Annotated in this window: 23 protein-coding genes; 12 read left to right on the plus strand and 11 right to left on the minus strand. The window is 38.7% G+C overall.

What is annotated here, in order from left to right; translation table 11 throughout:
- Positions 1-4 precede the first annotated feature (4 nt).
- From AACQ49_RS01950 to AACQ49_RS01965, 4 genes are all read left to right on the plus strand, one after another.
- Positions 5-892, plus strand: a complete 888-nt coding sequence (locus AACQ49_RS01950; RefSeq protein ID WP_004246688.1) for a MurR/RpiR family transcriptional regulator — start codon at positions 5-7, stop codon at positions 890-892.
- Between the two features lie 173 nt (positions 893-1,065).
- Positions 1,066-1,959, plus strand: coding sequence for a dihydrodipicolinate synthase family protein (locus AACQ49_RS01955; RefSeq protein ID WP_020946439.1), 894 nt, complete (start codon positions 1,066-1,068; stop codon positions 1,957-1,959).
- 178 nt (positions 1,960-2,137) lie between these two features.
- Complete coding sequence (locus tag AACQ49_RS01960; RefSeq protein ID WP_049213251.1) at positions 2,138-2,833, plus strand: hypothetical protein; 696 nt, start codon at positions 2,138-2,140, stop codon at positions 2,831-2,833.
- A gap of 161 nt (positions 2,834-2,994) precedes the next feature.
- Positions 2,995-3,939, plus strand: a complete 945-nt coding sequence (locus AACQ49_RS01965; RefSeq protein ID WP_017827142.1) for a DUF3427 domain-containing protein — start codon at positions 2,995-2,997, stop codon at positions 3,937-3,939.
- Between the two features lie 104 nt (positions 3,940-4,043).
- Here AACQ49_RS01965 and AACQ49_RS01970 read toward each other — a convergent pair whose 3' ends face one another.
- From AACQ49_RS01970 to AACQ49_RS01980, 3 genes are read right to left on the minus strand one after another with little or no spacing between them, the layout of a single operon-like run.
- A complete protein-coding gene (locus tag AACQ49_RS01970; RefSeq protein WP_004246695.1) occupies positions 4,044-4,757 on the minus strand; it encodes an MgtC/SapB family protein in 714 nt (237 codons plus the stop codon).
- 38 nt (positions 4,758-4,795) lie between these two features.
- Complete coding sequence (locus tag AACQ49_RS01975) at positions 4,796-6,043, minus strand: MFS transporter (protein ID WP_004250018.1); 1,248 nt, start codon at positions 6,041-6,043, stop codon at positions 4,796-4,798.
- A 13-nt stretch (positions 6,044-6,056) separates the two neighbouring features.
- Positions 6,057-6,878 (minus strand): MBL fold metallo-hydrolase, encoded by an 822-nt coding sequence (locus AACQ49_RS01980; protein ID WP_017827140.1) that lies wholly within the window; start codon positions 6,876-6,878, stop codon positions 6,057-6,059.
- Between the two features lie 344 nt (positions 6,879-7,222).
- Between AACQ49_RS01980 and AACQ49_RS01985 the strand changes: the two genes are divergently transcribed.
- Positions 7,223-9,424 (plus strand): extracellular solute-binding protein, encoded by a 2,202-nt coding sequence (locus AACQ49_RS01985; RefSeq protein WP_017827139.1) that lies wholly within the window; start codon positions 7,223-7,225, stop codon positions 9,422-9,424.
- A gap of 71 nt (positions 9,425-9,495) precedes the next feature.
- Here AACQ49_RS01985 and AACQ49_RS01990 read toward each other — a convergent pair whose 3' ends face one another.
- The 3 genes from AACQ49_RS01990 to AACQ49_RS02000 are packed head-to-tail and all read right to left on the minus strand — an operon-like array spanning position 9,496 to position 13,447.
- A complete protein-coding gene (locus AACQ49_RS01990; protein WP_012368569.1) occupies positions 9,496-10,395 on the minus strand; it encodes a dimethyl sulfoxide reductase anchor subunit family protein in 900 nt (299 codons plus the stop codon).
- The gene (locus AACQ49_RS01995) at positions 10,392-11,033 is read right to left on the minus strand and encodes a DMSO/selenate family reductase complex B subunit (RefSeq protein ID WP_017827138.1); all 642 of its coding nucleotides are present in this window, start codon (positions 11,031-11,033) and stop codon (positions 10,392-10,394) included. Before AACQ49_RS01995 ends, AACQ49_RS01990 begins: the two co-directional genes overlap by 4 nt.
- On the minus strand, positions 11,030-13,447 hold the full coding sequence (locus AACQ49_RS02000) for a DMSO/selenate family reductase complex A subunit (protein ID WP_049201747.1): 2,418 nt from the start codon (positions 13,445-13,447) through the stop codon (positions 11,030-11,032). The genes AACQ49_RS01995 and AACQ49_RS02000 overlap by 4 nt, the downstream gene beginning before the upstream one ends.
- Before the next feature lie 376 nt (positions 13,448-13,823).
- Here AACQ49_RS02000 and AACQ49_RS02005 point away from each other — a divergent pair, with 376 nt between their 5' ends.
- On the plus strand, positions 13,824-14,594 hold the full coding sequence (locus AACQ49_RS02005) for an AraC family transcriptional regulator (protein WP_004246707.1): 771 nt from the start codon (positions 13,824-13,826) through the stop codon (positions 14,592-14,594).
- 24 nt (positions 14,595-14,618) lie between these two features.
- On the opposite strand, the gene AACQ49_RS02010 is transcribed toward AACQ49_RS02005, so the two are convergent.
- Complete coding sequence (locus tag AACQ49_RS02010; protein ID WP_004246708.1) at positions 14,619-16,118, minus strand: MFS transporter; 1,500 nt, start codon at positions 16,116-16,118, stop codon at positions 14,619-14,621.
- 91 nt (positions 16,119-16,209) lie between these two features.
- Between AACQ49_RS02010 and AACQ49_RS02015 the strand changes: the two genes are divergently transcribed.
- Positions 16,210-16,752, plus strand: a complete 543-nt coding sequence (locus tag AACQ49_RS02015; RefSeq protein ID WP_161778865.1) for a TetR/AcrR family transcriptional regulator — start codon at positions 16,210-16,212, stop codon at positions 16,750-16,752.
- 72 nt (positions 16,753-16,824) lie between these two features.
- Here AACQ49_RS02015 and AACQ49_RS02020 read toward each other — a convergent pair whose 3' ends face one another.
- The 4 genes from AACQ49_RS02020 to AACQ49_RS02035 are packed head-to-tail and all read right to left on the minus strand — an operon-like array spanning position 16,825 to position 20,507.
- Positions 16,825-17,580 (minus strand): iron ABC transporter ATP-binding protein, encoded by a 756-nt coding sequence (locus tag AACQ49_RS02020; protein ID WP_004246710.1) that lies wholly within the window; start codon positions 17,578-17,580, stop codon positions 16,825-16,827.
- Between the two features lies 1 nt (position 17,581).
- Entirely contained in the window at positions 17,582-18,589 is a 1,008-nt protein-coding gene (locus tag AACQ49_RS02025; RefSeq protein WP_004249038.1) for an iron chelate uptake ABC transporter family permease subunit, read from the minus strand.
- Positions 18,576-19,538: an ABC transporter permease gene (locus AACQ49_RS02030; RefSeq protein WP_004246712.1), complete on the minus strand. Its 963-nt coding sequence runs from the start codon at positions 19,536-19,538 to the stop codon at positions 18,576-18,578. Before AACQ49_RS02030 ends, AACQ49_RS02025 begins: the two co-directional genes overlap by 14 nt.
- A 9-nt stretch (positions 19,539-19,547) precedes the next feature.
- Entirely contained in the window at positions 19,548-20,507 is a 960-nt protein-coding gene (locus AACQ49_RS02035) for a siderophore ABC transporter substrate-binding protein (RefSeq protein ID WP_004249039.1), read from the minus strand.
- 453 nt (positions 20,508-20,960) lie between these two features.
- Here AACQ49_RS02035 and AACQ49_RS02040 point away from each other — a divergent pair, with 453 nt between their 5' ends.
- From AACQ49_RS02040 to AACQ49_RS02060, 5 genes are all read left to right on the plus strand, one after another.
- Entirely contained in the window at positions 20,961-21,287 is a 327-nt protein-coding gene (locus AACQ49_RS02040; protein ID WP_004246718.1) for a PTS sugar transporter subunit IIB, read from the plus strand.
- 89 nt (positions 21,288-21,376) lie between these two features.
- The gene (gene chbC, locus AACQ49_RS02045) at positions 21,377-22,735 is read left to right on the plus strand and encodes a PTS N,N'-diacetylchitobiose transporter subunit IIC (protein WP_004250024.1); all 1,359 of its coding nucleotides are present in this window, start codon (positions 21,377-21,379) and stop codon (positions 22,733-22,735) included.
- A gap of 61 nt (positions 22,736-22,796) precedes the next feature.
- Complete coding sequence (gene chbA / locus AACQ49_RS02050; protein ID WP_161778883.1) at positions 22,797-23,144, plus strand: PTS N,N'-diacetylchitobiose transporter subunit IIA; 348 nt, start codon at positions 22,797-22,799, stop codon at positions 23,142-23,144.
- An 8-nt stretch (positions 23,145-23,152) separates the two neighbouring features.
- Positions 23,153-24,001: a transcriptional regulator ChbR gene (gene chbR / locus AACQ49_RS02055; RefSeq protein ID WP_004246722.1), complete on the plus strand. Its 849-nt coding sequence runs from the start codon at positions 23,153-23,155 to the stop codon at positions 23,999-24,001.
- Positions 24,002-24,161: 160 nt separating this feature from the next.
- A complete protein-coding gene (locus tag AACQ49_RS02060) occupies positions 24,162-25,514 on the plus strand; it encodes a 6-phospho-beta-glucosidase (protein ID WP_004246723.1) in 1,353 nt (450 codons plus the stop codon).
- Positions 25,515-25,529: the final 15 nt, after the last annotated feature.

The following is a 25,529-nucleotide window of genomic DNA, read 5'->3' on the forward strand; positions in this document are numbered from 1 at the left end:
GTCCATGACAGAACAGGCAACAACTCGATTAAAGCCGGGTAAAATACTTGATACGCTAGGCGCTATGAAAAATAGCTTAACTCGCGTATCGCAACGTATTGCAGACTATATCCTGTTCCATCCTACGGAAGTGACTCAGTTGTCTATTGCCCAACTCTCTCAAGCAACCAAAGCAGGTGAAGCGACGGTTGTCCGCTTTTGTCGGACATTGGGTTATAAAGGTTTTCAAGACTTTAAAATGGATTTGGCGATTGAAATGGCAACATCAGATAATGATGAATCGCCAATCCTTGATGCAGAAGTCAGTCACCAAGATGATATCCATACTATTGGCCTAAAATTGCAAGCAACAATAAATAATGTGTTATCAGAAACATTAAATTTACTCGATATGCAGCAAGTGCAAGGGGCGGTCAATGCACTATTATCAGCAAACTATGTTTTTATCTGCGGCGTTGGCTCTTCGGGGATCACTGCGGAAGATCTGAAAAATAAACTTATGCGTATTGGTTATCGTGTTGATGCCGTAACTAATAACCACTTTATGTATATGCAAGCCTCATTATTAAAATCTGGTGATGTCGCTATCGGTATTAGTCATTCGGGTAATTCATTAGAAACGGTTCATGCATTGAAATTGGCTAAAGAAGCGGGCGCAAGCACGATTGCATTGACACATAATTTAGGCTCACAAATTATGGAATATGCAGATCATCATTTAATTAATGGTAATCGACAAGGGAAATTACAAGGCGATTCTATTGGCACAAAAACAGCACAACTTTTTGTTTTAGATTTGCTTTATACCTTGTTAGTTCAGGCTAAGCCTGAAACAGTAAAAGAGCAGAAATTACGTACTCTCAATGCGTTAAAACAGACGCATTCAGCATAAGTTTATTGCTATTTTAAAGCATCTTGAGCAGAAAGTAGCTAAAGATCACAGTTTTACCTTTCTCTTTCCTTCAGGGCTATTTTCGTTATTGCGTTATGACTAGTCGCTCTCTAATATAGAGTTAAACTCCATAAGTTAATTAATAAAGAAATTAATCTCCATAGGAAGTGATCATGAACAAACTCTCTGGACTGATTGCCGCGCCTCATACTCCTTTTGCTGCGGACGGTAGTGTTAATTACCCTGTTATTGATGATATTGCTAAGCACCTAATTGCGACTGGGGTAACAGGGGCTTATGTCTTAGGTACTACTGGTGAAGGTATACATTGCTCGGTTGAAGAGCGTAAAAAAGTCGCTGAACGTTGGGTTACAGCGAGTCAGGGACAACTTGATCTTATTATTCATACTGGTGCATTAAGTATTGCTGATACGTTAGAACTTGCTCGTCATGCTGACACATTAGATATTAAAGCCACATCAGTGATTGGCCCTTGCTTCTTTAAACCTAGTCATGTTGATGATTTAGTAGAATATTGTCGTTTAGCAGCGGCAAGTGCACCCTCAAAAGGTTTCTACTATTATCATTCCACCATGTCAGGATTAAGCATTGATATGGAAAAGTTTTTACAAGCAGCAGGTAAAGTGATCCCCAATTTATCTGGCATGAAATTTAACTCCCCTGATATGTATGAATTTCAGCGTTGCTTACGGGTAGAGGGAGGTAAATATGATATTCCATTTGGCGTTGATGAATTTATTCCGGCAGGATTAGCTTGCGGTGCATTAAGCGCTGTAGGTAGCACCTATAACTACGCTGCACCGTTATATCTTGAGTTAATTGAGAAATTTAATCAGGGTGATCACCAAGGTGTGGCAGATTGCATGGATAAAGTTATCGCTATTATTCGAGTTTTAGTCGAATACGGTGGCGTTGCTGCAGGCAAAGTAGCAATGCAATTGCATGGTATTGATGTTGGCGCTCCTCGTCGTCCTTTACGCCCACTGACAGCTGAACAAAAAGCAGATGCATTGGCGAAATTTAAGGCGGCAAATTTCTTATCATAAATTGCGTTTTGCTTAGAGCATGACATTGTAGATAAACCTATCCTTTAACATCTCCCCCATTGGATGTGACAGTGGCTTTCGCTTGAGAGCCACTTTTTTATTATCTACTTTATGACTTGATTTTAAGTACCATTCAATTCAATGTATTAATAACAATCTTCGTTACCGAGGTTTATCGATGGCCTATTCATTTTTAACCCAAGCAACAGTTAAAAAATTATCGCGCAATGAAAAGTGGTTACAACAGATTAATAATGAAGATATTATCGATTTGAGTTTAAATGCGGGGCAGCTCATTATTGATAAACCAAAGGTGGATGAGAATTTTATCCCTTTTAGCCAACAATTAGATGTTTATTGTCAGCAAATTGCTCAGCAATTTCCTTTTATAGCGGTGACTCCACAATTACAACTTCATTGCACTTTGTTGACCATTTTTAATCAACCTATAGCGTTATTTGAGCCTCAGAAATTAATGTTACTGGCTTGGTGTCAAAAAATAACGAATATCTTTAATAAGATAGGAAAGATCGAGATCCTATTTAATGATATTATTTTAACGGCTAATGGAAGCGTGATATTAATAGGTGTATCAAAAACATTAACGCAGTTTAGACAACAGGTTTACCAGCAAATCCCCATTGATCATCATCTGCATAAAAATATTATTCACATTACGCTTGGGCGCTTACAGGAAAGTGTGTCATCAGAAAAAATAACACCACTTTTTCAATTTTTAGCACATAATCGATTATCACTTCCAATCAATATTAAAACCAGCATTAACTATCCTAAATTTGTGGTGAGCAAAGGCTCACTATCATCTGAAATATTGTTGAATAAGACGATAGAGTTTAATCAACAGTGCTTCTAGAGAGCTTGGTATCTTGTATACAAGATTGTGTGATTTAACTTTGATGATGTTGAAATCATAATATATCTAAATTTTCTATAAATGTTTGCGGTCTTATTTGGATAAATAATAGTTTTTAGCTAATATAATTAGCTATGTAATTTAGCGAATAAGGCCTTATGATGAAACGGAAAGATGAAGAATTTAATTACACTAATCTAATTGTTGGAAATTCATATAGTAAAAATGAAGCTTTAGTAACAGCTAATGTAGAACCACTAAAAAATAATAAAGAGATAACAGGAATTACAAGTTTTAAAAATTGTATTGTTCTATTTGTAACTTTAGATAAAAGAAGCAAAGAAGATAGCCATAAATACAATGATGTATTTGTTGATAACGGTAAGAAATTTCATTGGGAATCACAAAATAAGAATACAACGGAAACTTCTCATATAAAAAGAATACTTACTGGTGAGACCGTTATTTTATTTGTTCGAATACATGAAAAAATTAAAAGTAGAAGTCAACCTTTTATTTATGTTGGTCGACTATCTTATATAGAATATAACAGTAACAGACCGGTTCAAGTTTTATATAATGTGCTTGATTATCAGGAGAAACCTAATAAAGAACTAAGTGCCATTTATGCTTGGGAAAAAATAGAGACTTTAGATCTTGATAACAACTTACCTTTGATATTGAAAAAAGAAAAAACAAGCTATCAAGGTCGAGTTACTGACATTAAAAAGAGAAAGGCAATAGAGCTGTATGCAATGAATAAAGCAAAAGAAGATTATAAAAAACAAGGTTTTAAAGTAATTGATACTTCTTCTAATAGTCCTTATGATTTAGAATGCCATAAAAATAATACATTTAGGCGTGTCGAGGTTAAAGGTACGACGACAGAAGGTGATGCGGTTTATGTTACTCGTAATGAGGTTTTATCCGCTCATTCAGCCGAGTGTGAAACTGATTTATATATTGTAAATAACATAGATATTTTTCTACAAAAAGATGGTAATTATTATGCTAATGGTGGTTTAGTTAATATTATTAAAAACTGGAAACCAGAAGAAAAATGTTTAGAAGCGACAGTCTATCGTTACCATCTTAGTAAAAGATAGTTTATGGATAAAATACGGACAACATAAATTAATACGCAAATAGATAAGTAAAATAAAAATAGTGTTGTCATTTAAATTAAAGTGTATTTTTGCTTTTAAATACACTAGTGATCTAGCGAAACAGAATGTACATGCTGTAATTGTTTTAATGAGCAATAAAACTCTGGTAAGGTTATTTTTTGTCGCACAAGTAGTTTTAAGTTAACTTCAACGCGCTCCTTTTTAATATCACGAATAGTCAGGTTTTCAATAACGTTTTTGTTGCTTTTTAAATAGTCAATTAAAAGAGGAACACCACTTTCATGAGTAAATAGCATTCGCACTTTAATTTTACCTAAGCGTTGATTATTCATTTGAAACAGCACTACTTGTGGGCTTAGTTTAATAGCCATAAAAAAGAGGAAAGTCACAACGATAGCATGCCAATAAAAGCCGGAGCCACAGGCGATACCCACTCCCGCAGATGCCCAAACAATGGCCGCAGTCGTTAATCCTGAAATGGCATCATCTCGTCGATGTAAAATAACACCAGCGCCGAGAAAGCCGACCCCACTGATAATTTGTGCAGCTAACCGCATGGGATCACTGCGAATATTGTCAGAAATATTGGCGTAATATTCGGCTGATTGAATAGAGACAATGGTTAATAAACAACTGGCAACAGCAATAATGACACAAGTTTTAAAACCAACTGGTTTTCCCTTTGATTCACGCTCTAAGCCAATAAGACCGCCTAAGATAAAGGCGGCCAGTAATTTAGCAATACTTGATAGTGATAATGGGCCAATAGTGTCAACAAACTGTATTAATGCATCCATGGTTTGCTCCTGACGTTGGCTTATTTTTTATTTTAAAATCAAGGTACTGTAATTCCTCGTGATGTTTCTTTATTTTCACTATTTCTTTTTTTAGAAACATCATCTTTAAAGAAGAAAATAAAGAATAGGGTTACCACCGCCGCTACAATGGCAGGATAGACCCAGAATGTTGACCATTGTGGTAATGCTGCATCACCTGTTTCAGTTACGGTTGTGTTAAAGATTTGACCACAAATAGTGGAAGCAAATAGTAAGCCGAAACCATTAGAGACAATAAAGCGTAGACCTTGTGCTTGTGCACGAATTTCAGGTTTTGCTTTGCGATCGACATAGATATCTCCTGCAGTAAAGAAGAAATCCCAACATAATCCCTGTAGCATTAATCCGATGACGATAAAGTAAAGCTCTGTATTTACTGCAGCATAAGAGAAAAACATAGAGCGTATGATCCAGCTCACGGCTCCTAGCAGTAGTGTAATTTTGAAGCCAAATTTCATTAAGAAGAATGACAAAACAAACATAAACAGAACTTCGCAAGCGATCCCTATTTGCATAATAGAAGCCGCATTATCAAAGCCTAATGCTTTAATAAAGACAGGAATATAAGCAGAATAAGCTGTTTTGGGGATCATTAAAATAAAGATGCTAAACATCAAAATAGCAAAGTAGCGATCTTTAAATAAAGACAATGCATCTAAACATAAAATATCGCGTAGTGAGAAAGGCTGGCCTTTCGCTTTAGGTGGCGTATTAGGTAATGTAAAACAATAGAAACCGAGTAATACACCAACTGCAGAAGCGATATACCAAGTCATTGTGCTACCAGAGAAGCCCATTTCACCCAATATAAAACCAATTGCCATAAAACCAAACGTACCAAATACGCGAATAATTGGGAAATATTTAACCCCATTAATATGGGAGAAACTAATGCTATTAGATAGCGCAGTGGTTGGATAAAACAATAAGCCAATAATAAAAATTAAAAATAATGTCATGCCACTGTTTTGTGCTTCAATAAATTGGGGAACACAGAGAATAACGACGGCATTAATTAAATGAAGTATCCCCATGACTTTTTGTGAAGCAAAGAAACGATCTGCGACCATACCAATAAATAAGGGGGAGATAATTGTCGCGACACCTAATAAGGCATAAGCATTACCGATAATACTTGCCATACCATAACTACTTAATACGAGTCCCATGGTCATATTCCATGCTCCTTGCATGAAATATTGCACAAACATCATAATAAGTAGGCGAGAAGTTATTTTCATATCCATTGTCGTACCCCTCTTAATTGGTTTCTAACGTTAATCCGTCGTAGGCAACACGGATATGATGAGGAGCACAAACCGTTTCTAATTCATGATGCAGTAATTTACCGCTATGTGAGATATGCGAAATGACAATCTGTGTAGCTTGATGTAAACAGCCTTGTTGTTGCAGTTTTTCTTTGGCGGCAAAAACCGTTTCTAAGCTCATATGATTATCTGTACGATCTTTTCCATTTAAGCCATAAGTACACTCAAAAACAACAATATCAAGCGGTTTGTTTTCTAACCATTGCCAAGTTAATTCTGGGAACCAACCCGAATCATGGCCATAGAAAATAGCTTTGCCGTCTTTTTCAATATGATATACATAACAAAGTTCCCATTTCGCATGATTAGCAAGCAGCGGCGTAATTTTATAACCATTTCTTTCGACCGTAACGAAAGGGATTAAGCAATGAAATGCAAATCGCTCTTTCGTATAACCTGGTAATACTTCAATACAGCCATTGATAGCGCGATCGTTACCGAAAATATGTAAAGGATGGTTAATTTCAAAACCATAGCCTTCCATTCTGCTAAATAGTTCACCAACATTAAAATGATCAGGATGAGTATGGGTAAATAGCAAACTTTCAAAATGTGTTGCGTCCATACCATCACGCATCAGTTGGTAACTAAAAGTGGGGGAGACATCGATCAACATAATGTCATCCACAATAGCAGAAGAGTGCGTTCTAATATCTTTACCGGCTAATTTTCTTGCTTTCAGACAGTGTTCACAACGGCAGAAGGGATTCGGTATGCCTTCTGAGGCAGCCGTCCCTAAAAAATGAAGCTTCATAATAAATCCCCTTATCTTATTGTTTATTAGTATTTTATTAATTTTCTGGTGTTGGCTATTTGTAGGTTACAAATAAATTTGAACGTTCCAATAATAAAATGACATGTGTTATTTGCCAATAAATGAAGATCAGATCAGTGATCTTATTCAAATATTATTTACTAATATATTGATTAGTATATATATTTATTTTAATTGGTATTGATAATTATTTATTATCTTTAATTTTTAATAGATTGATTTATCAGCTAATTGTGAGTGGAACGTTCAAATCAATTATCAGTAGTCGTGATAAATAATTCAGGTATGCTAGTGAAGGTGGAAATAGAGGTGAAAGAAGAGAAATGGCGACGATCAAGGACATTGCAAAACTAGCGGGTGTTTCGCATGGTACGGTATCTAACGTATTGAATAAACGTGGAAATGTAAGTGTTGAAAAAATTGAAGCAGTCTATCAAGCTGCTAAACAGATGGGCTATCAATTAAATACACAAGCCCAACTACTAAGAACCAATAGAAGCCATAAAATTGCGATCTTATTACCCCAACTGGTTTCTGAAAAATATGCGATCTTCTTTAATGCTTTTAGACAGTCGATCGTTAATTTCCCAGAGATCAGCTACGATCTTTTTTTAACAGATCTTCTTGAGACCACTGAGCGTGATCTGCTACAAAAAATTGCTGCAGGTGGCTATAAGCAAGTAGTTACCGTAAGTTGTCTTAAAGATGCTAAATACTATTTTGACACGTTAAAACTTCCACCTTCACAAATTATCTTTATTTATCACAAACCCCTCAATGCACAACGTTTTTTTACGTTAGATTTTGCACAAGCGGCGGAGTCAATTTGCCAGCAAGTGTCACAAACAGCTGGCAAGGTAGTGGGGATTTTTGGCGATAATCAAGATGAATTAAATAGTCAGGTTTTTGCTAATCAATTGCAAATACGGCTTTCTCAAACTGCACCCGATAAAAAATGTGTCATACTTAGCGCTTCTGATGAAGAGAGTTATAAAATTGCTTTTGATTTCTTTTCTATGGAGCAAGTCCCCGATATCTTTGTCACACAAGATATTGAGAAAGCTCGCTATTTAACACAAGCAAGCTATTTTGGCAGTTCTTCAGATTGTCCTACTATCTTTGCTCTAAGTGATAATATTCCACCGGTAATAAAAGGGTTATATTGTTTTCCAATGAACTATGCTCAGCTTGGTTTGGAAGTCGCTGAGGCACTATTAATCGCAGAGCCGCATGAGTACAAAAATAATAATGTATCTGTCGCAAATCGAAGTTCATATCTGTATACGGCAACACCAGCAGTAATGAGTGATGATAAATCACAAATTAGTCTTAATTTACTAACGTTGCCAAGCCCTTCAACAACGGCATTAAAAAAACTACTTCCTCATTTTTATCGTCAAACTGGTATCAAGGTGAATTTAGCTATTCATCCTTATGATGAAGTTTATCAAATTTTAAGCCAACTTCATTTACACCCTTATTATGATCTGTTGCGTATTGATATGGCGTGTTTTCCATGGTTTGCTGAGCGAATATTGCGACCATTAGATAAAATTGGTGATGGATTAACTGATTTATTGAGTCACTTTTCCTTACCTACGCAACAAAAATTTGGTTTGGTTAATGATGTCGCTTATGCAATGCCGTTCGATGCTAGCGCTCAATTACTGTTTTATCGTAAAGATCTGTTTGAAGATACTATTTTAAAAAGAATGTATTACGAAAAAACAGGTAATGAATTAACTGTGCCGACAACCTTTGAAGAGTACGATAATGTGACTCAGTTTTTTACTGAGTTGCATCAAGCCGGGCAAGCTCATTGTCCGATGGGAGCTTCAACCACATTAGGAAGTGCGGGATTAATCGCAACTGAATACTTATTACGTTATTACGCTAAAGGTGGGCGTTTAATCGGTAGTGATAATATTCCGCGCTTAGCGATGCCCTTGGCCGCTGAGGTATTAGCAGATTATTTGCATCAGTTGTCGATCACCGAAAATATCAACCATAAATGGTGGAGTGGCTCTGTCAGACAATTTGAGCAAGGTCATCTGGCAATGCTTATCTCTTATATGAATTTATTTAATGATGTCGCACATAGCGATATTTTACCTAAAATTGGTTTTGCTCCCGTTCCGGGTGGTGTACCACAATTAGGGGGTGGGGTACTTGGGGTGTCGCGTTACAGTAGAAAATCATCTTACGCTGAACTGTTTTATCGTTGGCTTTATTCTCCTGTTGTGATGGATCACTTAATTTTATTGGGTGGAAATAGTAACCATGAAAATTTTAGTCATAACCAAGAAATTAGCCACCGTTATCCATGGATGACACTAGCTTATCAGGAAATTAATCAAGGAATACGAGAATCATCAGTGCCGAATGGTAAATTATTTAACTTAAGGCAAGCTGAGATTATTATTGGTCAGGGTATTACTAATGTGATTAATCATATTATGACAATAGAAGAAACGATTGATTATATTAATCAACGTCTATTGATTGATACTCAGGGTGAACGATGATCTTTGATAAAAAATCAGGGGCTAATAATTCCCCTGATAATTGTCATCTTCAATAACTGTCTGATCGTGATTTAGTGAATTGAATAAAACACATAACGCAAAGCAAATTCTGCAATAATTGCCATGATACCGCCATAGACAAAAATGGACTCCGTTGATTTTTGCTGAGTTTGGCCCATCAAATATTTTACTAAACTATAGCCACACACCAATACAGCCAAAGTTGCTAAGATCCAACTGGTCATACGTAATGGGCCAATGGAGTAATAGACTTCAATAGGTGATAACGGAAAGGTTACCGATGTTTGGCTATAGAGCGTACGAGTTAAATAGTGTTCATAAAAAGGTTGATAGAGTAATCGGCCAATTAAACTAAATGCCATGATCCCCCACAATTGCCATTTCCAACGGATAGGGAAAGGGGCTGATGGTATTTCTATCCCTAATTTATTGCCTATACGCTGCAATATCTTTAGCAGCAAAAAGAATATTGTTGCCCCTAATGTGAGCATCGCGCCAAAAAACATCACATAAGTGTTGTTATCCATCCATGTTAAAATGGAAGTATGGCGATAAATGGATGCCATGCAATAAATGTCAAACAGACCAATCAGAAGGCTTGCACCAAATAGCAGCATCGAAAATTTACTGGTACGCCATAGCCATAAAAAGGTGATCCCTAAACATCCTACAAAAATGGCAGTGACAGCAACTTCGCGACTTAACCAAGCTGAAAAGACATTTCTAATGGCATTCGGAGCATTTAACGGCACGCCTAAGTGAGTAATGGAGGCAATAGAGCCTAAACCGGCTAATCCACAAATCACCAATAAGGTTAGTAACATAAAGCGATAATAGCTTTCAGCACTGAGATAATGTGCAAGACGGCGTGCAAAAAGGCCTGTTATGAGTGTTAAGCCAATAGTGGCATTCATCATAAAGGTGAAAATCAATAATGACCATTCATTCATTTTATTTCTCCTTTATTATTTATAGCGTCATTATTTGCCCCTTGGTGAGGGTTAATCACTAGGTTTGGATGGGTTATTTCAGGAGAAGGCAAACCAGTGACATAATTAACTTCACCATAGCGTTCACGTAGTTCATCAATTGGACCAAATTGAATGGCCCCAAGTGGGCAGGTCGCAACGCAGATAGGCTGTTCACCTTTTTGTTGTAAGTCGATACAAAAATCGCATTTTGACATCTGCTTGGTTTCAGGATCCATTTGCGGTGCGCCATAAGGACAAGACCACGCACAGGCGCCACAACCAACACATTTGTCAGTATCTACCATCACAATGCCATCACCTTCGCGTTTATGCATCGCGGTAGTTGGGCAGTTTTTAACACAAATGGGATCATCGCAATGATTGCAAGAGATAGATAAAGTGTAAGCAAAGACATTATTAATTAATGCACCGTTAGTATTACGGCTATAACCACCACCAGTGATTTCATATACACGGCGAAATTTGCGACCAACATCGAGGTTATTTTTATCTTTACAAGCAACCTGACACGCCTTGCAGCCCGAACAGCGAGCACTGTCGATATAAAACCCTAGCTGTTTACTGCTTACTGCGGGATAAACGATAAATTTACTCATGCTTTTACTACCTCGACCAATAAAGTTTGGTGAGCATTACCGTGTGCCATTGCGGTGCTACGGGATGAGGTTAAGACGTTGGCACATCCCCCTTGATCGATACCTTGTTTATCTGGTTGCCACCAAGCACCTGCTTGTAAGGCAACGACACCAGGCATAATGCGTTGTGTGAGTTTGACGGGAACTAAGGTGATCCCACGGTCGTTATAGACTTTGACTTTATCGCCTTGTTTGATATTTCTATCTTCGGCATCTAATGGGTTGATCCATAATTCTTGACGTTGTACTTCTTGCAGCCAAGGATTAGCAAATTGTGTTGAGTTTGCGCGGTTACGTCCTTTCCACGTGATGAGTTGTAGTGGAAATTTATCTGTTAACGTATCTTCGGGCCCTTCAATGGCAGGCACATAATGAGAAAGTGCGGGGATCTCGCTATTCTTCATCTCATATAAGCGTTTAGAGAAGATCTCAATTTTTCCTGATGGGGTTGGAAATGGATTATTTTCTATATCTTGAATATTTTTCTCAAACGCAACATTTTGGGTATGAGGGCGATGTTTTAGCAGATGACGACGTTTAACCAATAATTCATCAAAGGTAGGAATACCATCTTCAGGACGTTTAATACTGGCATCATTGACTAAATATTCAATCCAGTCGCGATCAGTGGCTTTACCTTCGCTAAATTGTTCACCGACCCCCAGTTTATCAGCCACTTCACGTAACCAATCGTAGTCGGTACGACGTTCAAACTCTGGCTCTATCACTTTTTCGGACAGAATAATATAATCGCCATAACTCCATGTGCCTCCAATATTCCAGCGCTCTAAAAAGCTGGTTTCAGGCAGTAAGATATCCGCATATTTGGCGCTAGGTGTTAAATAGAGGTCGCTACAGACGATAAATTCAACTTTTGATTCATCTTCAAGCACTTTAGCGGCATGAAGAATATCGGTATTTTGATTCACCATATAATTACCCGCCATTGAGAAAATCATCTTGATTTCAGTATCAAGTTTCTCGGCATTGAGTAAGCCATTTTGTGGTGTGACCAAATTTTTATCTTCACACGCTTGCACCCAATTGGTGATATTGATTTTTGCTTTAACGGGATTGGTCAATAAACTTGGGCCGGCAATGGTTTTACGTAACTCAGAGTTTAATGCCATGCCATAGCCTGCCGCCCAGCCACCGCGTACACCAACGTTGCCAGTAATAGTCGCTAACAGTGTCGCACCGCGTGCCGTCCGTTCACCACAAATATGACGTTGTGGCCCCCAACCTTGGATTAATGCTGCCGGTTTTGTAGAAGCATATTCACGGGCTAATTGACGAATAGTATCTGCGGGTACTTTAGTGATAGGCTCTGCCCATTCAGGGGTTTTCTTGATCCCGTCTTTTTTCCCCATTAAATAGGCAACTAAAGACTCATTTTCACCAACGCCTTCTGGCATCTGATGCTCATCGAAACCAAGGGTGTATTTGTCGATAAAGGCCTGATCATGCAGGTTTTCACTGACAATGACATACATCATGGCATCCATCATCGCGTTATCAGTGGTAGGTAACAGCGGGATCCACTGGTCAGCTAAAGAAGAGGCAGTATCGGAATAACGTGGATCAACGACAATAAATTTAGTGCCGTTTTTTTTCATTTTTTGGAAGTAATGATTGGAATGCCCAAAAATAGTTTCATTAGGATTATGTCCCCATAGAATAACTAAAGGGGTATTTGCTAATGTATCTAATGTACTTCCGCTAGCGGCTGTACCGTAAGTATAAGGGGTAACGGCAAGGGTGTTACCATTACTCACGGAGTGATAATTCTCCAGAAAGCCGCCGGTTAGGTTAAACAGACGGCGTAGCATATTAGCACCAGAAAAAATGCCACCAGTCACCCCGGTGCTTAAACTAACAAAACGTGAGGCAGGGCCATATTGCTTGGTAATGCGTTGCATATTTTGTGCAATAAGCGTCGTAGCTTCTTCCCAAGTGATGCGCTCAAATCGACCTTCACCACGCTTACCTACTCGCTTCATGGGATATTTTAATCGATCAGGATGATAGACAAATTTACGATAACCACGACCCCGTACACAGGCTCGCATGATAGGCATCTCTTCATCTAAATCGGCGTCAGGTCGAGTGCTAATACGTGTCACTTTGCCATCTTTAACGTGCGCGCGAATATCACATTTTCCGCCACAGTCAAAACTACTACAGGTAGAGACAACACGCTCACTCTCTTTGGCGTCAATCGTTTTTTCAGCTATTGCATGATCTTGTGTTGCCGCCATCGTGTTGGAGGAAAAAAAGGGCAGTGTGACTAATGCCGAACTCGCTTGAATAAAATGGCGACGACTTATATCACCGGAAATTGGCTTAATACTATGATGATCGGACTGATTGCTCATATAAATGCTACCTTAGACATAATAAGCGGAAGCCAATTTACCCGATACTTGATATAAAGATGTGTATGCGTTTTCTAGACTATTGATATGGGGATATCTGGTTTCCGCTGCATTATTATTGAATGCATACCGCGTTGCAGAGCGCCTGAAACAACCTCTGCAAGAGGGATAGTAGAGGATTAATCGCTTTCCAACATGCCAAGATCAGACAATGACATTAGAATTTCGGCCTATTTATTGACAGTGTTAATAATAAGTTTTATAGCTGTTAACGGGATAGGGTGGCTAAATAGCGAAAGGGGTTAATTCGCCATCTTGCAATGTGATAGTGACCAGATTTGCTCATCAGCAAGAAAGATAAAAAAGTAGGTTTAATGTGAGAAATGTGCCGTTAGAAAGTGTTGATCTCCTTGAGAGAGATGTGATTGCGCTGGGTACAGATTATCTGCCTAATACGCTATTAGAAACGCATCGACATCGACGAGCGCAATTTTTATATCCCGCTACCGGATTGATTGAAGTGAGCACAAATGATGGGGAATGGGTTATCCCTCCCTCTTGTGGTGTGTGGATCCCTCCTCAGACGGGGCATGAAACACGCATGTTAGATGTGAGTACCAGAAGTTTATATATTGAGCCAGCGGCAGCTCCTCGTCAGAGTCAACAGTGTGAAGTGTTAAGAGTGTCACCGCTTTTACGTCAATTACTTCTTGAAGCCGTTGATGTGCCTGCGCAATATGATAAAAAAGGGCGCGATGGTATTTTAATGCAACTTATCTTATATGAGTTAGCGAAAGCAGAACCTTTGCCTTTCTTTGTTCCTATTCCACAGGACAGTAAATTAGCTAAATTATGTCGCGATTTTATTCGTCAGCCCAAAATTGACGCTCTACCTCAGCAGTGGGCCGAGAAATTACATAAAAGTGAACGCTCGTTTAGCCGTTTTTTCCGCCAACAGACGGGAATGGCATTTTCACAATGGCGTCAGCAAGTCTGTCTTTTAAACTCACTCACGCAAATTTTATCAGGGCATAGCATTACCGCTGTGGCTTTTGATTTGGGCTATAACAGCGCTAGCTCTTTTTCTACTATGTTTAAAAAGCAGATGGGACAATCACCTTCTGATTTTGTGAGAAACGCGCCATAACGGCGCGTTTTCTATGAGCTTGAATTAGTGGCTGGGCTTGTTTTCTCTTACCGCATTACGCAAGCAATAAGGGAGTGCAATTAAGCTTATTGTAGTCACAATGGCTGTGGCGATCAGAACGATAGAAAAGGCATATTCAAACGCACTATTAGCCTGTGCGATTAAGAGGGTCGCCGCTGCTTCGGGAAGCTTTTCAGCGACAATAAGTGCTTCATCTAAACTATCATAAACGACACTATTGACGTTAAGCGTGTCCGGTAAAGTTAGTTTTAAGGTATAGAGGGTGCTCATTAAACTCCCCATAAAGGTCACGCCAATCACGCTACCCAACTCATAGGCGATATCTTCAATAGAAGCGGCCATACCTGCTTGTTTATCGTCGACACTTAGCATAATAGAGGTCGATGCGGTGGTAAAAATAATGCCTAAACCAAAGCCAATCAAAAAGAGGCTACCCATTAGCATTATCGGTGAGTTTGAAATGGCAATTAACCATAAGTTACCCATTAATGTTAGGGCGAATCCGATAATAATTAAGCGCACTGCACCTAAACGCGCTAGCCAAAACCCGGCCAAAGGAGAGGCTAATACTGAGCCGATAGGGATAGGTAAAATCACTAAAGCTGCATTCAGTGGTGTAAAGCCGGCGACTAACTGTAAGCGTTGGCTTAACAGAAATTCAATACCTACAATGATCACCATAGAAAGAGTCGACATTGCCACACCGACACTGAAATAGCGCTTTTTAAATAGGCTAAAATCAATCATTGGATGCGTTTGACGACGTTGGCGTCGCGCAAATAGTGTGAGAAAAATAATGGCAATAAGGGTGGCGATGATCACTTCATTCCATTGTGTATAAGCTTTACCTATCTCTTTTAAGGTATAAATAGCGCTGACTAAGCCAATCAAAATAAGTATTGAGCTTAAATAATCAATTTTATGCTGCCGTTGTCCCGAAAAGTGAGGAATTAACCAAATCGAGAAAGGAAGCACAAGTAGTACAATAGGGACATTGATCAAAAAGACTGAGCCCCACCAGAAATGGTTTAATAGCAATCCACCAATTAAAGGCCCTAATGCCGCGCCACCAGAAGCAACAGCAGACCAAATACCTATGGCGACGGCACGCTCTTGTGGATGAGTAAATACTTGTCTCACAATAGACAACGTTGCAGGCATGCTCATAGCAGCACCGATGGCCAAGAAACCACGAGAAATAATTAAGCTGGTGGCACTAGGGGAATAAGCCGCACATAATGAGGCGATGGCAAAAAGGGGTAATCCGCTAATAAATAACGTCTTATGACCTATTCTATCAGTAAGCATACCTGCTGCTGGCAACAGCCCTGCGACAATCAGCGGATAGGCATTCATGATCCATAGTTTTTCTGAGGCGCTCGCATTGAGATCATGAGTTAAACGCGGTAGTGCGGTATAAAGTACGGTAACATCAACAACAATTAGAAACAGCATACTTGATACTAAAAGTAAGACTATCCAACGCTTATAATCTTTTATCATATAAAGTCTCAGTGGTTATCTTAGGTGTTATATTTAGCTAGGAATAATAATTTTAAATCCATACGGTCGTATTGAAAAGAGGTTTTTTTAAATGGGACGCCAAAGAACGATTGATAGAGAAAAGTTACTTGAGGCTATTTTTGACATCGTGATGGAGCAAGGGGCTGCCGCTCTGACTATCGATACGGTGGCCAAAAAAATGGGGATTTCTAAAGGTGGTGTCCAATATTGCTTTAATAGTAAAGAAGCGATGATTGATGCCATGTTTGAACATTGGGAAGGAGGATATGAAGCGCGATTTAATCAGGTGGTTGCCAATGATAACTCAGCCAATAATCGCGTTAGAGCACATATTCATGCAACTCATGATCACGATAAGCTCTCTTTTGCCAAAGGAGCCAGCTTAATGGCTGCGTTACTGCAAACGCCAGAATATTTGCAAAGTACTAAAGCGTGGTATCAGCAAAGATTAGCGGGTGTCGATACCACAACAGTAGAGGGAAAACGGGCGAGACTGGCTTTTTTAGCCACCGAGGGGGCTTTCTTGCTACGTTATTTTGGTTTAATGGATATTGATGATAATGAGTGGGAAGAGAGATTTTTAGCGATATCGATTCTGAACTGGTTACAGTGACTACGAAGTAATTAAACAGCATATTGTTTAAAAGTAACAATATGCTGTTTGGCTTTTGGTGAAATAGCAATATTAGTAATACATCGCGATAAGCTTATCATCCAACTCTTTAACGTCGACGGGAGTATCGAAAATATCTTCGATAATATCGGATTTCATGATCTCTTTAGGTGAGCCATGATAGTAAAGTTGCCCGTTGCGCATGGCTAAAATATAGTCGGAATACACAGAGGCGAAATTGATATCATGAATGACGATGATAATGGTTTTTCCTAGCTCATCGGCGGCTTTACGCAGTAATTTCATCATAATGACCGCGTGTTTCATATCAAGATTGTTAAGCGGTTCATCAAGCATCACGTATTCAGTATCTTGACATAATACCATTGCGACATAAGTACGCTGGCGTTGCCCTCCGGATAATTCATCAAGATAACGGTGACGAAATTCAGTCAAATTAAGAAAATCGAGTGATTCATCAATCACTTTCTTATCTTCTAGCGTTAAGCGTCCTTTACTATAAGGGTAGCGACCAAAACCGACTAACTCTTCAACAGTTAAGCGACTCACAAACTGATTTTCTTGGCGTAGTATGGAAAGGTTTTTGGCTAATACATCACTCTCTGTAGCCGCAACATCCATGCCATTTACACTGACCATACCGCTTTCTGGCATCAGTAGACGGCCTATTACAGAAAGTAAGGTGGATTTACCCGCACCATTGGGTCCGATGATTGAAGTAATACCGCCACGTTGAATGGTTGTTGTAATATTATCGAGCACCGTTGTGTCTTGATAACGTTTTGATATCTTACTGATTTCAATCATATTAAAGTCTTCTTAATACCAAATAAATAAAGAACATACCACCAATAAACTCAATCACAACAGAGAGAGTACCTGTCATTTTTAAGCCATACTCTAAAATCAATTGTCCGCCAATCAGTGCGATAGTGCCTAATAAGAATGCCACAGGCATTAAAAAGCGGTGCTGACTGCTACCACTAATATGATAAGCCAGATTAGCAACAATTAAGCCTAAAAATGTCAACGGCCCTACTAATGCTGTTGATACCGCAACCAGAACAGAAATAAGTAATAGAATATAAGTCGTTTGCTTACGATAATTAATACCAAGATTAATCGCATTCGCCTGGCCTAAGGCCATCACATCAAAACTATAACGCATACGCCAAAGTAATACGCCGACGACGACAATAATGGCTAATGCACATAAGATAAGATCAGGAGTGGCTCGAGTAAATGTCGCAAACATACGGCTTTGTAAGACAGAAAACTCATTTGGGTCCATGAGGCGTTGTAATAGCGTTGCACTGCTACGAAATAGGGTGCCTAAAATAATACCAATCATAAGGACTAAATTGATATTAAAGCGCACTGAACTAAATAGCCAACGATATAGAACCACCGAAAATAACACTAATAAGGCCGACTCTAAAAAGAACTTCGTCAGATTGGCCATCCAAGAGGCGGGCATATCCCCTTCAAAAAAGATAAAGAGCGTTTGTAGCAATACAAACAGAGCTTCTAAGCCCATTAATGAAGGAGTAAGAATGCGGTTATTGGCGATAGTCTGAAACAGTATAGTAGAAACGCCTGCCGCAAAGGCGACGATGATCATCGTCAGAATAATATAAGCGCGGTGTGTCAGAATATAAGAGATATTACCGTTTAGGTTGATCGTCATAAACAGCACAATGGCTAATAATGAGACGCCAAGTAAGAGCCAAATACGCGCCATAGGTGAGAGGCGCACTTTCTTAGGTTGAACAGCGCCAGTATATTTGCTAATCATGGATGAATTAACTTTTTGCATAACGTTGCTGCTTCAGTAGTAAGAAAAGGAAGATCACAGCACCTACCGCCCCTAAAATGACACTTGCGGGGATCTCAAATGGATAACGGATCAGGCGACCAATCACATCACAGAGTAAAACAATGGCTCCACCGCTTAAGCATACCCACGGGATGGTTTTGCGAATATTATCTCCCATCACTAGGCTAACTAAATTTGGCACGATCAAACCAAGGAAAGGTAGAGCACCAACAACAGACACCACCACACCACTAATTAAAGCGATAATAGATAAACCGATAATCATCACTTTACGATAGTTAAGTCCAACGTTGATGGAAAATTCACGTCCCATACCTGCCACGGTAAAGCTATCCGCGACCCAACACGCCATTAATGCAAGGGCACCGACAAGCCATAGCAGCTCATAACGACCTTGTAAGACACTGGAGAAGTCTCCGCTAGTCCACGCATCTAGTGATTGTAGTAAATCAAAATAGACGGCAAGAAAGATGGTTAGAGCACCTATCACTGCACTTAGCATAATACCGACAAGTGGCACGATTAATGCGGTCTTTAAGGCAATTCTCTGTAGCAACAACATAAATAACACAGTGCCTAAAAGTGCAAAAACAGTGGCTACCATCATTTTGGTGAAAATGCCTGCCGCGGGGAAAAGCAACATCACGACTAATAAACCGAGACTGGCTGATTGTGTTGTACCTGCAAGAGAAGGCTCAACAAAGCGGTTTTGTGTGAGCAGTTGCATGATTAAACCAGCAACACTAATTGCGCCCCCAGCAAGTAATAATGACAGGGTTCTTGGTACGCGACTAATAAAGAAGATATCGCGCATATCGGGATCAGTAAAAAGCGAAGCAGGAGTGATATCTCCTGCGCCGATAAATAGACTGATCATTGAGAGGATAGCGATAAGTCCTATCCCCAATGATAAATGGAACGTTTTCATTCAGTTACTTTATTTTTTTTGATCCAACGCCTGATTAATTGTATCCATTAAGCGAGAGTAAGTTTGTATCCCACCTGAGATATAAATCGAGCTGGCATCAAGATAGATAATTTGGTCTTTATTCCATGCATTAACCTTTCTAACTAGGGCATTATCAAGCACTTGTTTTGCAGGTTGTGAATCTTCACGACCAATTGCTGCATCACGGTCAATGACAAACATCCAGTCTGGATTAAGTTTTAGCAGTAGTTCTGAGTTAACAATATTACCGTGAGAGCCTGGGCTATCGAAAGTATATGCAGGTTCAAAGCCCAATACATCGTAGATAAAACCAAAGCGAGAGCCTGGGCCATAAGCGGAAATTTTACCGCCACTGACTAATACGACCATTGCTTTACCCGCATCTGGGGTTTTTGCTTTTACCGTATCAATTTTGCTATTGAAGTCAGCTAATAATTTTTTAGCTTGTTCTTCTTTACCAAAAATTTGACCTAAAGTCGTTGTACGCTCAGTGAGACTGTCAATAAAGCGTGTGCTGTCGATATCCATAGAAATGGATGGTGCGATTTCACTTAATTTGGCATATGCATCGCGAGCACGACTACCCGTTAAAATCAGATCAGGGGCAGTAGTACTGAGTTTTTCGTAGTTTGGTTCAAACAGGCCACCTTCGTTGATGTACTCATTTTCGTTGGTGTATTTCTCTAGAAATTTAGGTAGGTGGACGTTTGTTTGTGGTAGGCCAACAACAGGTACGCCAAGAGCATCAACAATATCAAGTGTTTCCATGTTCATCACAACCACTTTTTGTGGGTGAGCAGGGATCTCAGTGGTGCCTTGAGCATGTTCGATAGTGAGAGTTTGTTTCTCTGTGGATTGCGTTGTTGAGGTATCTTGTGCGTTATCACAACCTGCGATAACCAGAGAAGACAGCAATAAGAACAGTGGGCTTAATGATTTTTTAAACATTCTCTTTCCCATATTGTTGCGATATGAAATAGCACAGTTTACTAGCTGTGACCTAATAATGAGCTTCACAAAGGAAACAATGATTATACCAAAAAACTAAAGAGTAATGATACTAATTCACATTCTCACAATAATAAAGGATTAACTTATATTATTGTGCTGAATCTTTGCATCAGATCATGTGAAGAGAAGAATGGACAAATTTTGTAACGCGAAACAATGCTAAAGATTTTTTGCTTAATTTGTGAAGAGGGTCAATACGCTAGGTCAATCAGAGACAATTATGAGTCAGTAAAAAATATCGTTAGTGAGTATCATTGCGTATACTTTATTCAATCAGAAACAATCTTAATTGCTAAATTTTACTTTAATTCTGTACTGACATCTTAATCAATGCACATGAGAAAGTAGCATTATCTCTAGGGCAGAGTGTGGCCAATTTGAGAGGGTTTTATGCAAAAGAAATATATTTATCTATTTTGTTCTGCTGGCATGTCAACATCTCTGTTAGTGACAAAAATGCGTGCACAAGCAGAAAAATATGATGTACCCGTTATTATTGAAGCTTTTCCAGAAACATTAGCAGAGCAAAAAGGCCAAGAAGCGGATGTCGTTTTATTGGGGCCACAAATTGGTTGGATGCTCGCTGATATTCAAAAATTATTACCCAATAAACCTGTCGAAGTCATTGATTCATTGTTATATGGGAAAGTGGATGGATTAGGTGTATTAAAAGCAGCAGTAGCTGCCATTAAGAAAGCATCAGCAACAACTAATTAATTTTTTTATTGTTATTTTTATTTATTCCAGTCAAAGAGTGAATTTTTCAGCTAGCCGAGCAATTAGCGGCATTTTAAGGGTATTTTTCTATGAGTAAGGTCATTGGTTCACTTGAAAAGGTACTCCTTCCTTTTGCGGTTAAAATTGGAAAGCAACCTCATGTTAATGCGATAAAAAATGGTTTTATCCGTTTAATGCCATTAACACTTGCCGGGGCAATGTTTGTACTTATCAATAATGTTTTTCTCAGTTTTGGTGAGGGCTCCTTTTTTTACTCCCTTGGTATTCGTTTAGATGCCTCAACAATTGAAACACTTAATGGTTTAAAAGCCATAGGTGGTAATGTCTATAACGGTACGTTGGGAATAATGTCATTGATGGCGCCGTTCTTTATTGGTATGGCGTTGGCGGAAGAGAGAAAAGTCGACCCTATTGCGGCGGGATTACTTTCTATCGCCGCCTTTATGACGGTAACACCTTATGACGCTGGTGGCGCTTATGCTGTGGGGGCGAACTGGTTAGGAGGTGCCAATATTATTTCAGGGATTATTATTGGCCTTGTGGTTGCCGAAATGTTTACCTTTATAGTGCGTCGTAATTGGGTTATCCGTTTGCCCGATAGTGTACCTGCCTCCGTTTCGCGCTCTTTTTCTGCCTTAATTCCTGGTTTTATTATTTTATCAATTATGGGAATTATCTCTTGGGGATTAGCGCATTACGGTACACATTTCCATCAAATCATTTTAGATTCTATTTCAACGCCATTGGCTTCGTTAGGATCAGTTGTTGGGTGGGCTTACGTTATTTTTACCTCTTTGCTGTGGTTCTTTGGTATTCATGGTTCACTGGCGCTGGCGGCACTTGATAGCGGTATTATGACACCTTGGGCATTAGAAAACGTCTCTATTTATACCGAGTATGGTTCAGTTGAGGCGGCACTTGCAGCAGGCAAAACGTTCCATCTTTGGGCAAAACCGATGCTAGATTCGTTTATCTTCTTAGGAGGAACAGGGGCGACGTTAGGTCTGATATTAGCTATCTTTATTGCATCGCGTCGAGCAGATCACCGTCAAGTGGCGAAGTTAGCATTACCTGCAGGTCTATTCCAAATTAATGAACCTATTATTTTTGGTTTACCTGTGATTATGAATCCCGTGATGTTTATTCCTTTTATTCTTATTCAGCCAATCCTTGCTGCTATTACCGTAACCGCTTATTACCTTGGGATTATTCCGCCGGTCACAAATATTGCACCTTGGACGATGCCAACAGGGTTAGGGGCATTTTTTAATACCAATGGCAGTATTGCCGCACTGTTATTAGCACTCTTTAACTTAGCTGTTGCAACACTGATTTATCTGCCTTTTGTGATTATTTCGAATAAAGCACAAACCGAAATTGATAAAGAAGAAAGTGAAGAAGATATTGCTAATGCATTGAAATTTTAACGAATAGACAATGGCTGTGCAGTGCTTATTTTGCACAGCTAAGCACCAAAGAGGGGGAATGATGTTAGATATTGAGAATTGCGTTGATAGCTCAGCGACAGATGATGAATTTGAAGAAATTATCATGGGGTTAATTATTAATTCAGGGCAAGCACGGAGTATCGCTTATGCAGCGTTAAAAAAAGCGAAGCAAGGTGATTTTGCACAAGCCAAGAAAATGATGGAACAATCTCGAGCAGCATTAAATGAAGCTCATAAAATACAGACCCGCTTAATTGGTGATGATCAAGGATTGGGTAAAACGAAAGTGAGCTTGGTACTGGTGCATGCTCAAGATCATTTAATGACATCTATGTTAGCCAGAGAGCTTGTCACAGAGCTTATCGAGTTACATGAAAAAATAGAGTAAGGCGAATGATGATGCACTCATTAAAAGCGCAAGCTGAAATACGCATGGTATATGAAAACCAATTATTTAATGGTAAGAATTTTCATGTGTTTATTTATAACAAAACAGAAAGCGTCAGTGGGTTGCATCAGCATGATTATTATGAATTTACTATTGTTTTAACAGGGCGCTATTATCAAGAAATTAACGGTAAAAAGGTGTTATTAGAGCGTGGTGATTTTGTCTTTATTCCTATTGGCTCGCATCATCAAAGTTTTTATGACTTTGGTGTAACTCGTATTTTAAATGTGGGAATAAGCAAAGCTTTTTTTGATAAACATTATCTTCCTTTATTGCCCGCTTATTTTGTTGCTTCTCAAGTTTATGCATTAAAAAATGAGTTTCTTTCTTATATTGAATCCGTGATTAGCTCATTAAATTTCAGACATACAGAATTTAATGAATTTATTGAAATTGTCACCTTTAATGTGGTGAATAGATTACGACATTATAGAGATGATGGTATTGAAGATGATATTCCCTTATGGCTAAAAGACGCCATTGATGGAATGCATGATAAAAGCCGATTTGGGGAGAATGCATTAGCAAATATGGTGCAATTATCAGGAAAATCGCAAGAGTATTTAACTCGAGCAACTCGCCGTTATTATGATAAAACGCCGATGCAAATTATTCATGATATTCGAATTAATTTTGCTAAAAAACAATTAGAAATTACGAATTACTCCGTTACCGATATTGCTTTTGATGCAGGTTATAGTAGCCCGAGCTTATTTATTAAGACTTTTAAGAAGATAACATCGCTGACACCAAATAGTTATAGAAAGAATTTATACAGTATTAAAGAGACTAACTAATTTATAATTAAGCGTAAAAAGCAATCAATAATATCAATTGATTTTTATTAAATAGAGAGAGAAAGAAGAAAATAACGTTATTTTCTTTAGGGATTTTTACGCCTTAATTTTGCCATTAATAGACAAATAACAGCATGATTGTGCTGTATGGGAGTATTTTATGAGTCATAAGTTAAAAGTGGTCACCATTGGTGGAGGAAGTAGTTATACACCTGAATTATTAGAAGGATTTATTAAACGTTATCATGAATTGCCGATCACGGAATTATGGTTGGTTGATGTTGAAGAAGGCAAAGAAAAACTGGATATTATTTTTGCGCTTTGCCAACGTATGATAAAAAAAGCGGGTATCCCTTTAACCATTTATAAAACACTTGATCGTCGTGAGGCATTAAAAGAGGCTGATTTCGTCACAACACAGTTGCGAGTTGGTCAATTAAAAGCAAGAGAATTGGATGAAGCCATTCCGTTAAGCCATGGTTATTTAGGTCAAGAGACCAATGGTGCCGGTGGGCTATTTAAAGGATTACGTACTATTCCGGTTATTTTTGACATTATTAAAGATGTTGAAGAAATTTGCCCTAATGCGTGGATCATAAACTTTACTAACCCTGCAGGTATGGTGACGGAAGCGGTTTATCGCCATACCAATTTTAAGAAGTTTATTGGTGTTTGTAATATTCCTATCGGTATGAAAATGTTTATTACTGATGTGCTTAAGCTAACGGAGCAAGATACGCTTTCTATTGATCTGTTTGGCTTAAATCATATGGTGTTTATTAAAGATGTGATTGTTAACGGTCAATCTCGTTTCCCTGAGTTATTAGAAGGAGTCGCTTCGGGGACGTTAACCGCAGGATCGGTGAAAAATATTTTTGATTTACCTTTTAGTGAGGGGTTAATTCGTTCTCTTAATCTGTTGCCATGCTCTTATTTACTCTACTACTTTAAACAAAAAGAGATGTTAGCCATTGAAATGGGGGAATACTATAAAGGTGGCGCTAGGGCTAAGGTTGTTCAGCAAGTCGAAAAACAACTGTTTGAATTGTATAAAGATCCACATTTAAATATTAAACCTAAAGAGTTGGAATTACGTGGAGGGGCTTATTATTCTGATGCCGCTTGTGAAGTGATTAATGCGATTTATAACGATAAACAGGCGGAACATTACGTCAATATTCCTCATCACGGCCATATTGATAATATCCCTGCAGACTGGGCAATTGAAGTGACGGCTATTTTAGGTAAAGACGGAGCCAAGCCACATCCACGTTTAACCCATTTTGATGAAAAAGTGCTGGGGCTTATTCATACTATCAAAGGGTTTGAGATCGCAGCCAGTCAAGCGGCTATTAGTGGTGAGTTTAATGATGCATTACTTGCGATGAATTTAACGCCGCTGGTACTTTCCGATAAAGATGCTGAAGTACTGACTCGTGAGATGTTATTAGCACACAAAGCGCACTTACCTAATTTTGCTCATGCGATTGCCCAATTAGCAGCATCAAACTAAGTGATTTAGACTCAA

This window comes from Proteus sp. G2675 (assembly GCF_963886535.1).
Taxonomy (GTDB): Bacteria; Pseudomonadota; Gammaproteobacteria; order Enterobacterales; family Enterobacteriaceae; genus Proteus; species Proteus mirabilis.

Bases quoted from the DNA above. Each gene is read 5' to 3' on its own strand.
- AACQ49_RS01950 (WP_004246688.1), top strand. From the start codon at position 5: ATGACAGAACAGGCAACAACTCGATTAAAGCCGGGTAAAATACTTGAT.
- AACQ49_RS01955 (WP_020946439.1), top strand. From the start codon at position 1,066: ATGAACAAACTCTCTGGACTGATTGCCGCGCCTCATACTCCTTTTGCT.
- AACQ49_RS01960 (WP_049213251.1), top strand. From the start codon at position 2,138: ATGGCCTATTCATTTTTAACCCAAGCAACAGTTAAAAAATTATCGCGC.
- AACQ49_RS01965 (WP_017827142.1), top strand. From the start codon at position 2,995: ATGAAACGGAAAGATGAAGAATTTAATTACACTAATCTAATTGTTGGA.
- AACQ49_RS01970 (WP_004246695.1), bottom strand. From the start codon at position 4,757: ATGGATGCATTAATACAGTTTGTTGACACTATTGGCCCATTATCACTA.
- AACQ49_RS01975 (WP_004250018.1), bottom strand. From the start codon at position 6,043: ATGGATATGAAAATAACTTCTCGCCTACTTATTATGATGTTTGTGCAA.
- AACQ49_RS01980 (WP_017827140.1), bottom strand. From the start codon at position 6,878: ATGAAGCTTCATTTTTTAGGGACGGCTGCCTCAGAAGGCATACCGAAT.
- AACQ49_RS01985 (WP_017827139.1), top strand. From the start codon at position 7,223: ATGGCGACGATCAAGGACATTGCAAAACTAGCGGGTGTTTCGCATGGT.
- AACQ49_RS01990 (WP_012368569.1), bottom strand. From the start codon at position 10,395: ATGAATGAATGGTCATTATTGATTTTCACCTTTATGATGAATGCCACT.
- AACQ49_RS01995 (WP_017827138.1), bottom strand. From the start codon at position 11,033: ATGAGTAAATTTATCGTTTATCCCGCAGTAAGCAGTAAACAGCTAGGG.
- AACQ49_RS02000 (WP_049201747.1), bottom strand. From the start codon at position 13,447: ATGAGCAATCAGTCCGATCATCATAGTATTAAGCCAATTTCCGGTGAT.
- AACQ49_RS02010 (WP_004246708.1), bottom strand. From the start codon at position 16,118: ATGATAAAAGATTATAAGCGTTGGATAGTCTTACTTTTAGTATCAAGT.
- AACQ49_RS02015 (WP_161778865.1), top strand. From the start codon at position 16,210: ATGGGACGCCAAAGAACGATTGATAGAGAAAAGTTACTTGAGGCTATT.
- AACQ49_RS02020 (WP_004246710.1), bottom strand. From the start codon at position 17,580: ATGATTGAAATCAGTAAGATATCAAAACGTTATCAAGACACAACGGTG.
- AACQ49_RS02025 (WP_004249038.1), bottom strand. From the start codon at position 18,589: ATGCAAAAAGTTAATTCATCCATGATTAGCAAATATACTGGCGCTGTT.
- AACQ49_RS02030 (WP_004246712.1), bottom strand. From the start codon at position 19,538: ATGAAAACGTTCCATTTATCATTGGGGATAGGACTTATCGCTATCCTC.
- AACQ49_RS02035 (WP_004249039.1), bottom strand. From the start codon at position 20,507: ATGTTTAAAAAATCATTAAGCCCACTGTTCTTATTGCTGTCTTCTCTG.
- AACQ49_RS02040 (WP_004246718.1), top strand. From the start codon at position 20,961: ATGCAAAAGAAATATATTTATCTATTTTGTTCTGCTGGCATGTCAACA.
- chbC (WP_004250024.1), top strand. From the start codon at position 21,377: ATGAGTAAGGTCATTGGTTCACTTGAAAAGGTACTCCTTCCTTTTGCG.
- chbA (WP_161778883.1), top strand. From the start codon at position 22,797: ATGTTAGATATTGAGAATTGCGTTGATAGCTCAGCGACAGATGATGAA.
- chbR (WP_004246722.1), top strand. From the start codon at position 23,153: ATGATGCACTCATTAAAAGCGCAAGCTGAAATACGCATGGTATATGAA.
- AACQ49_RS02060 (WP_004246723.1), top strand. From the start codon at position 24,162: ATGAGTCATAAGTTAAAAGTGGTCACCATTGGTGGAGGAAGTAGTTAT.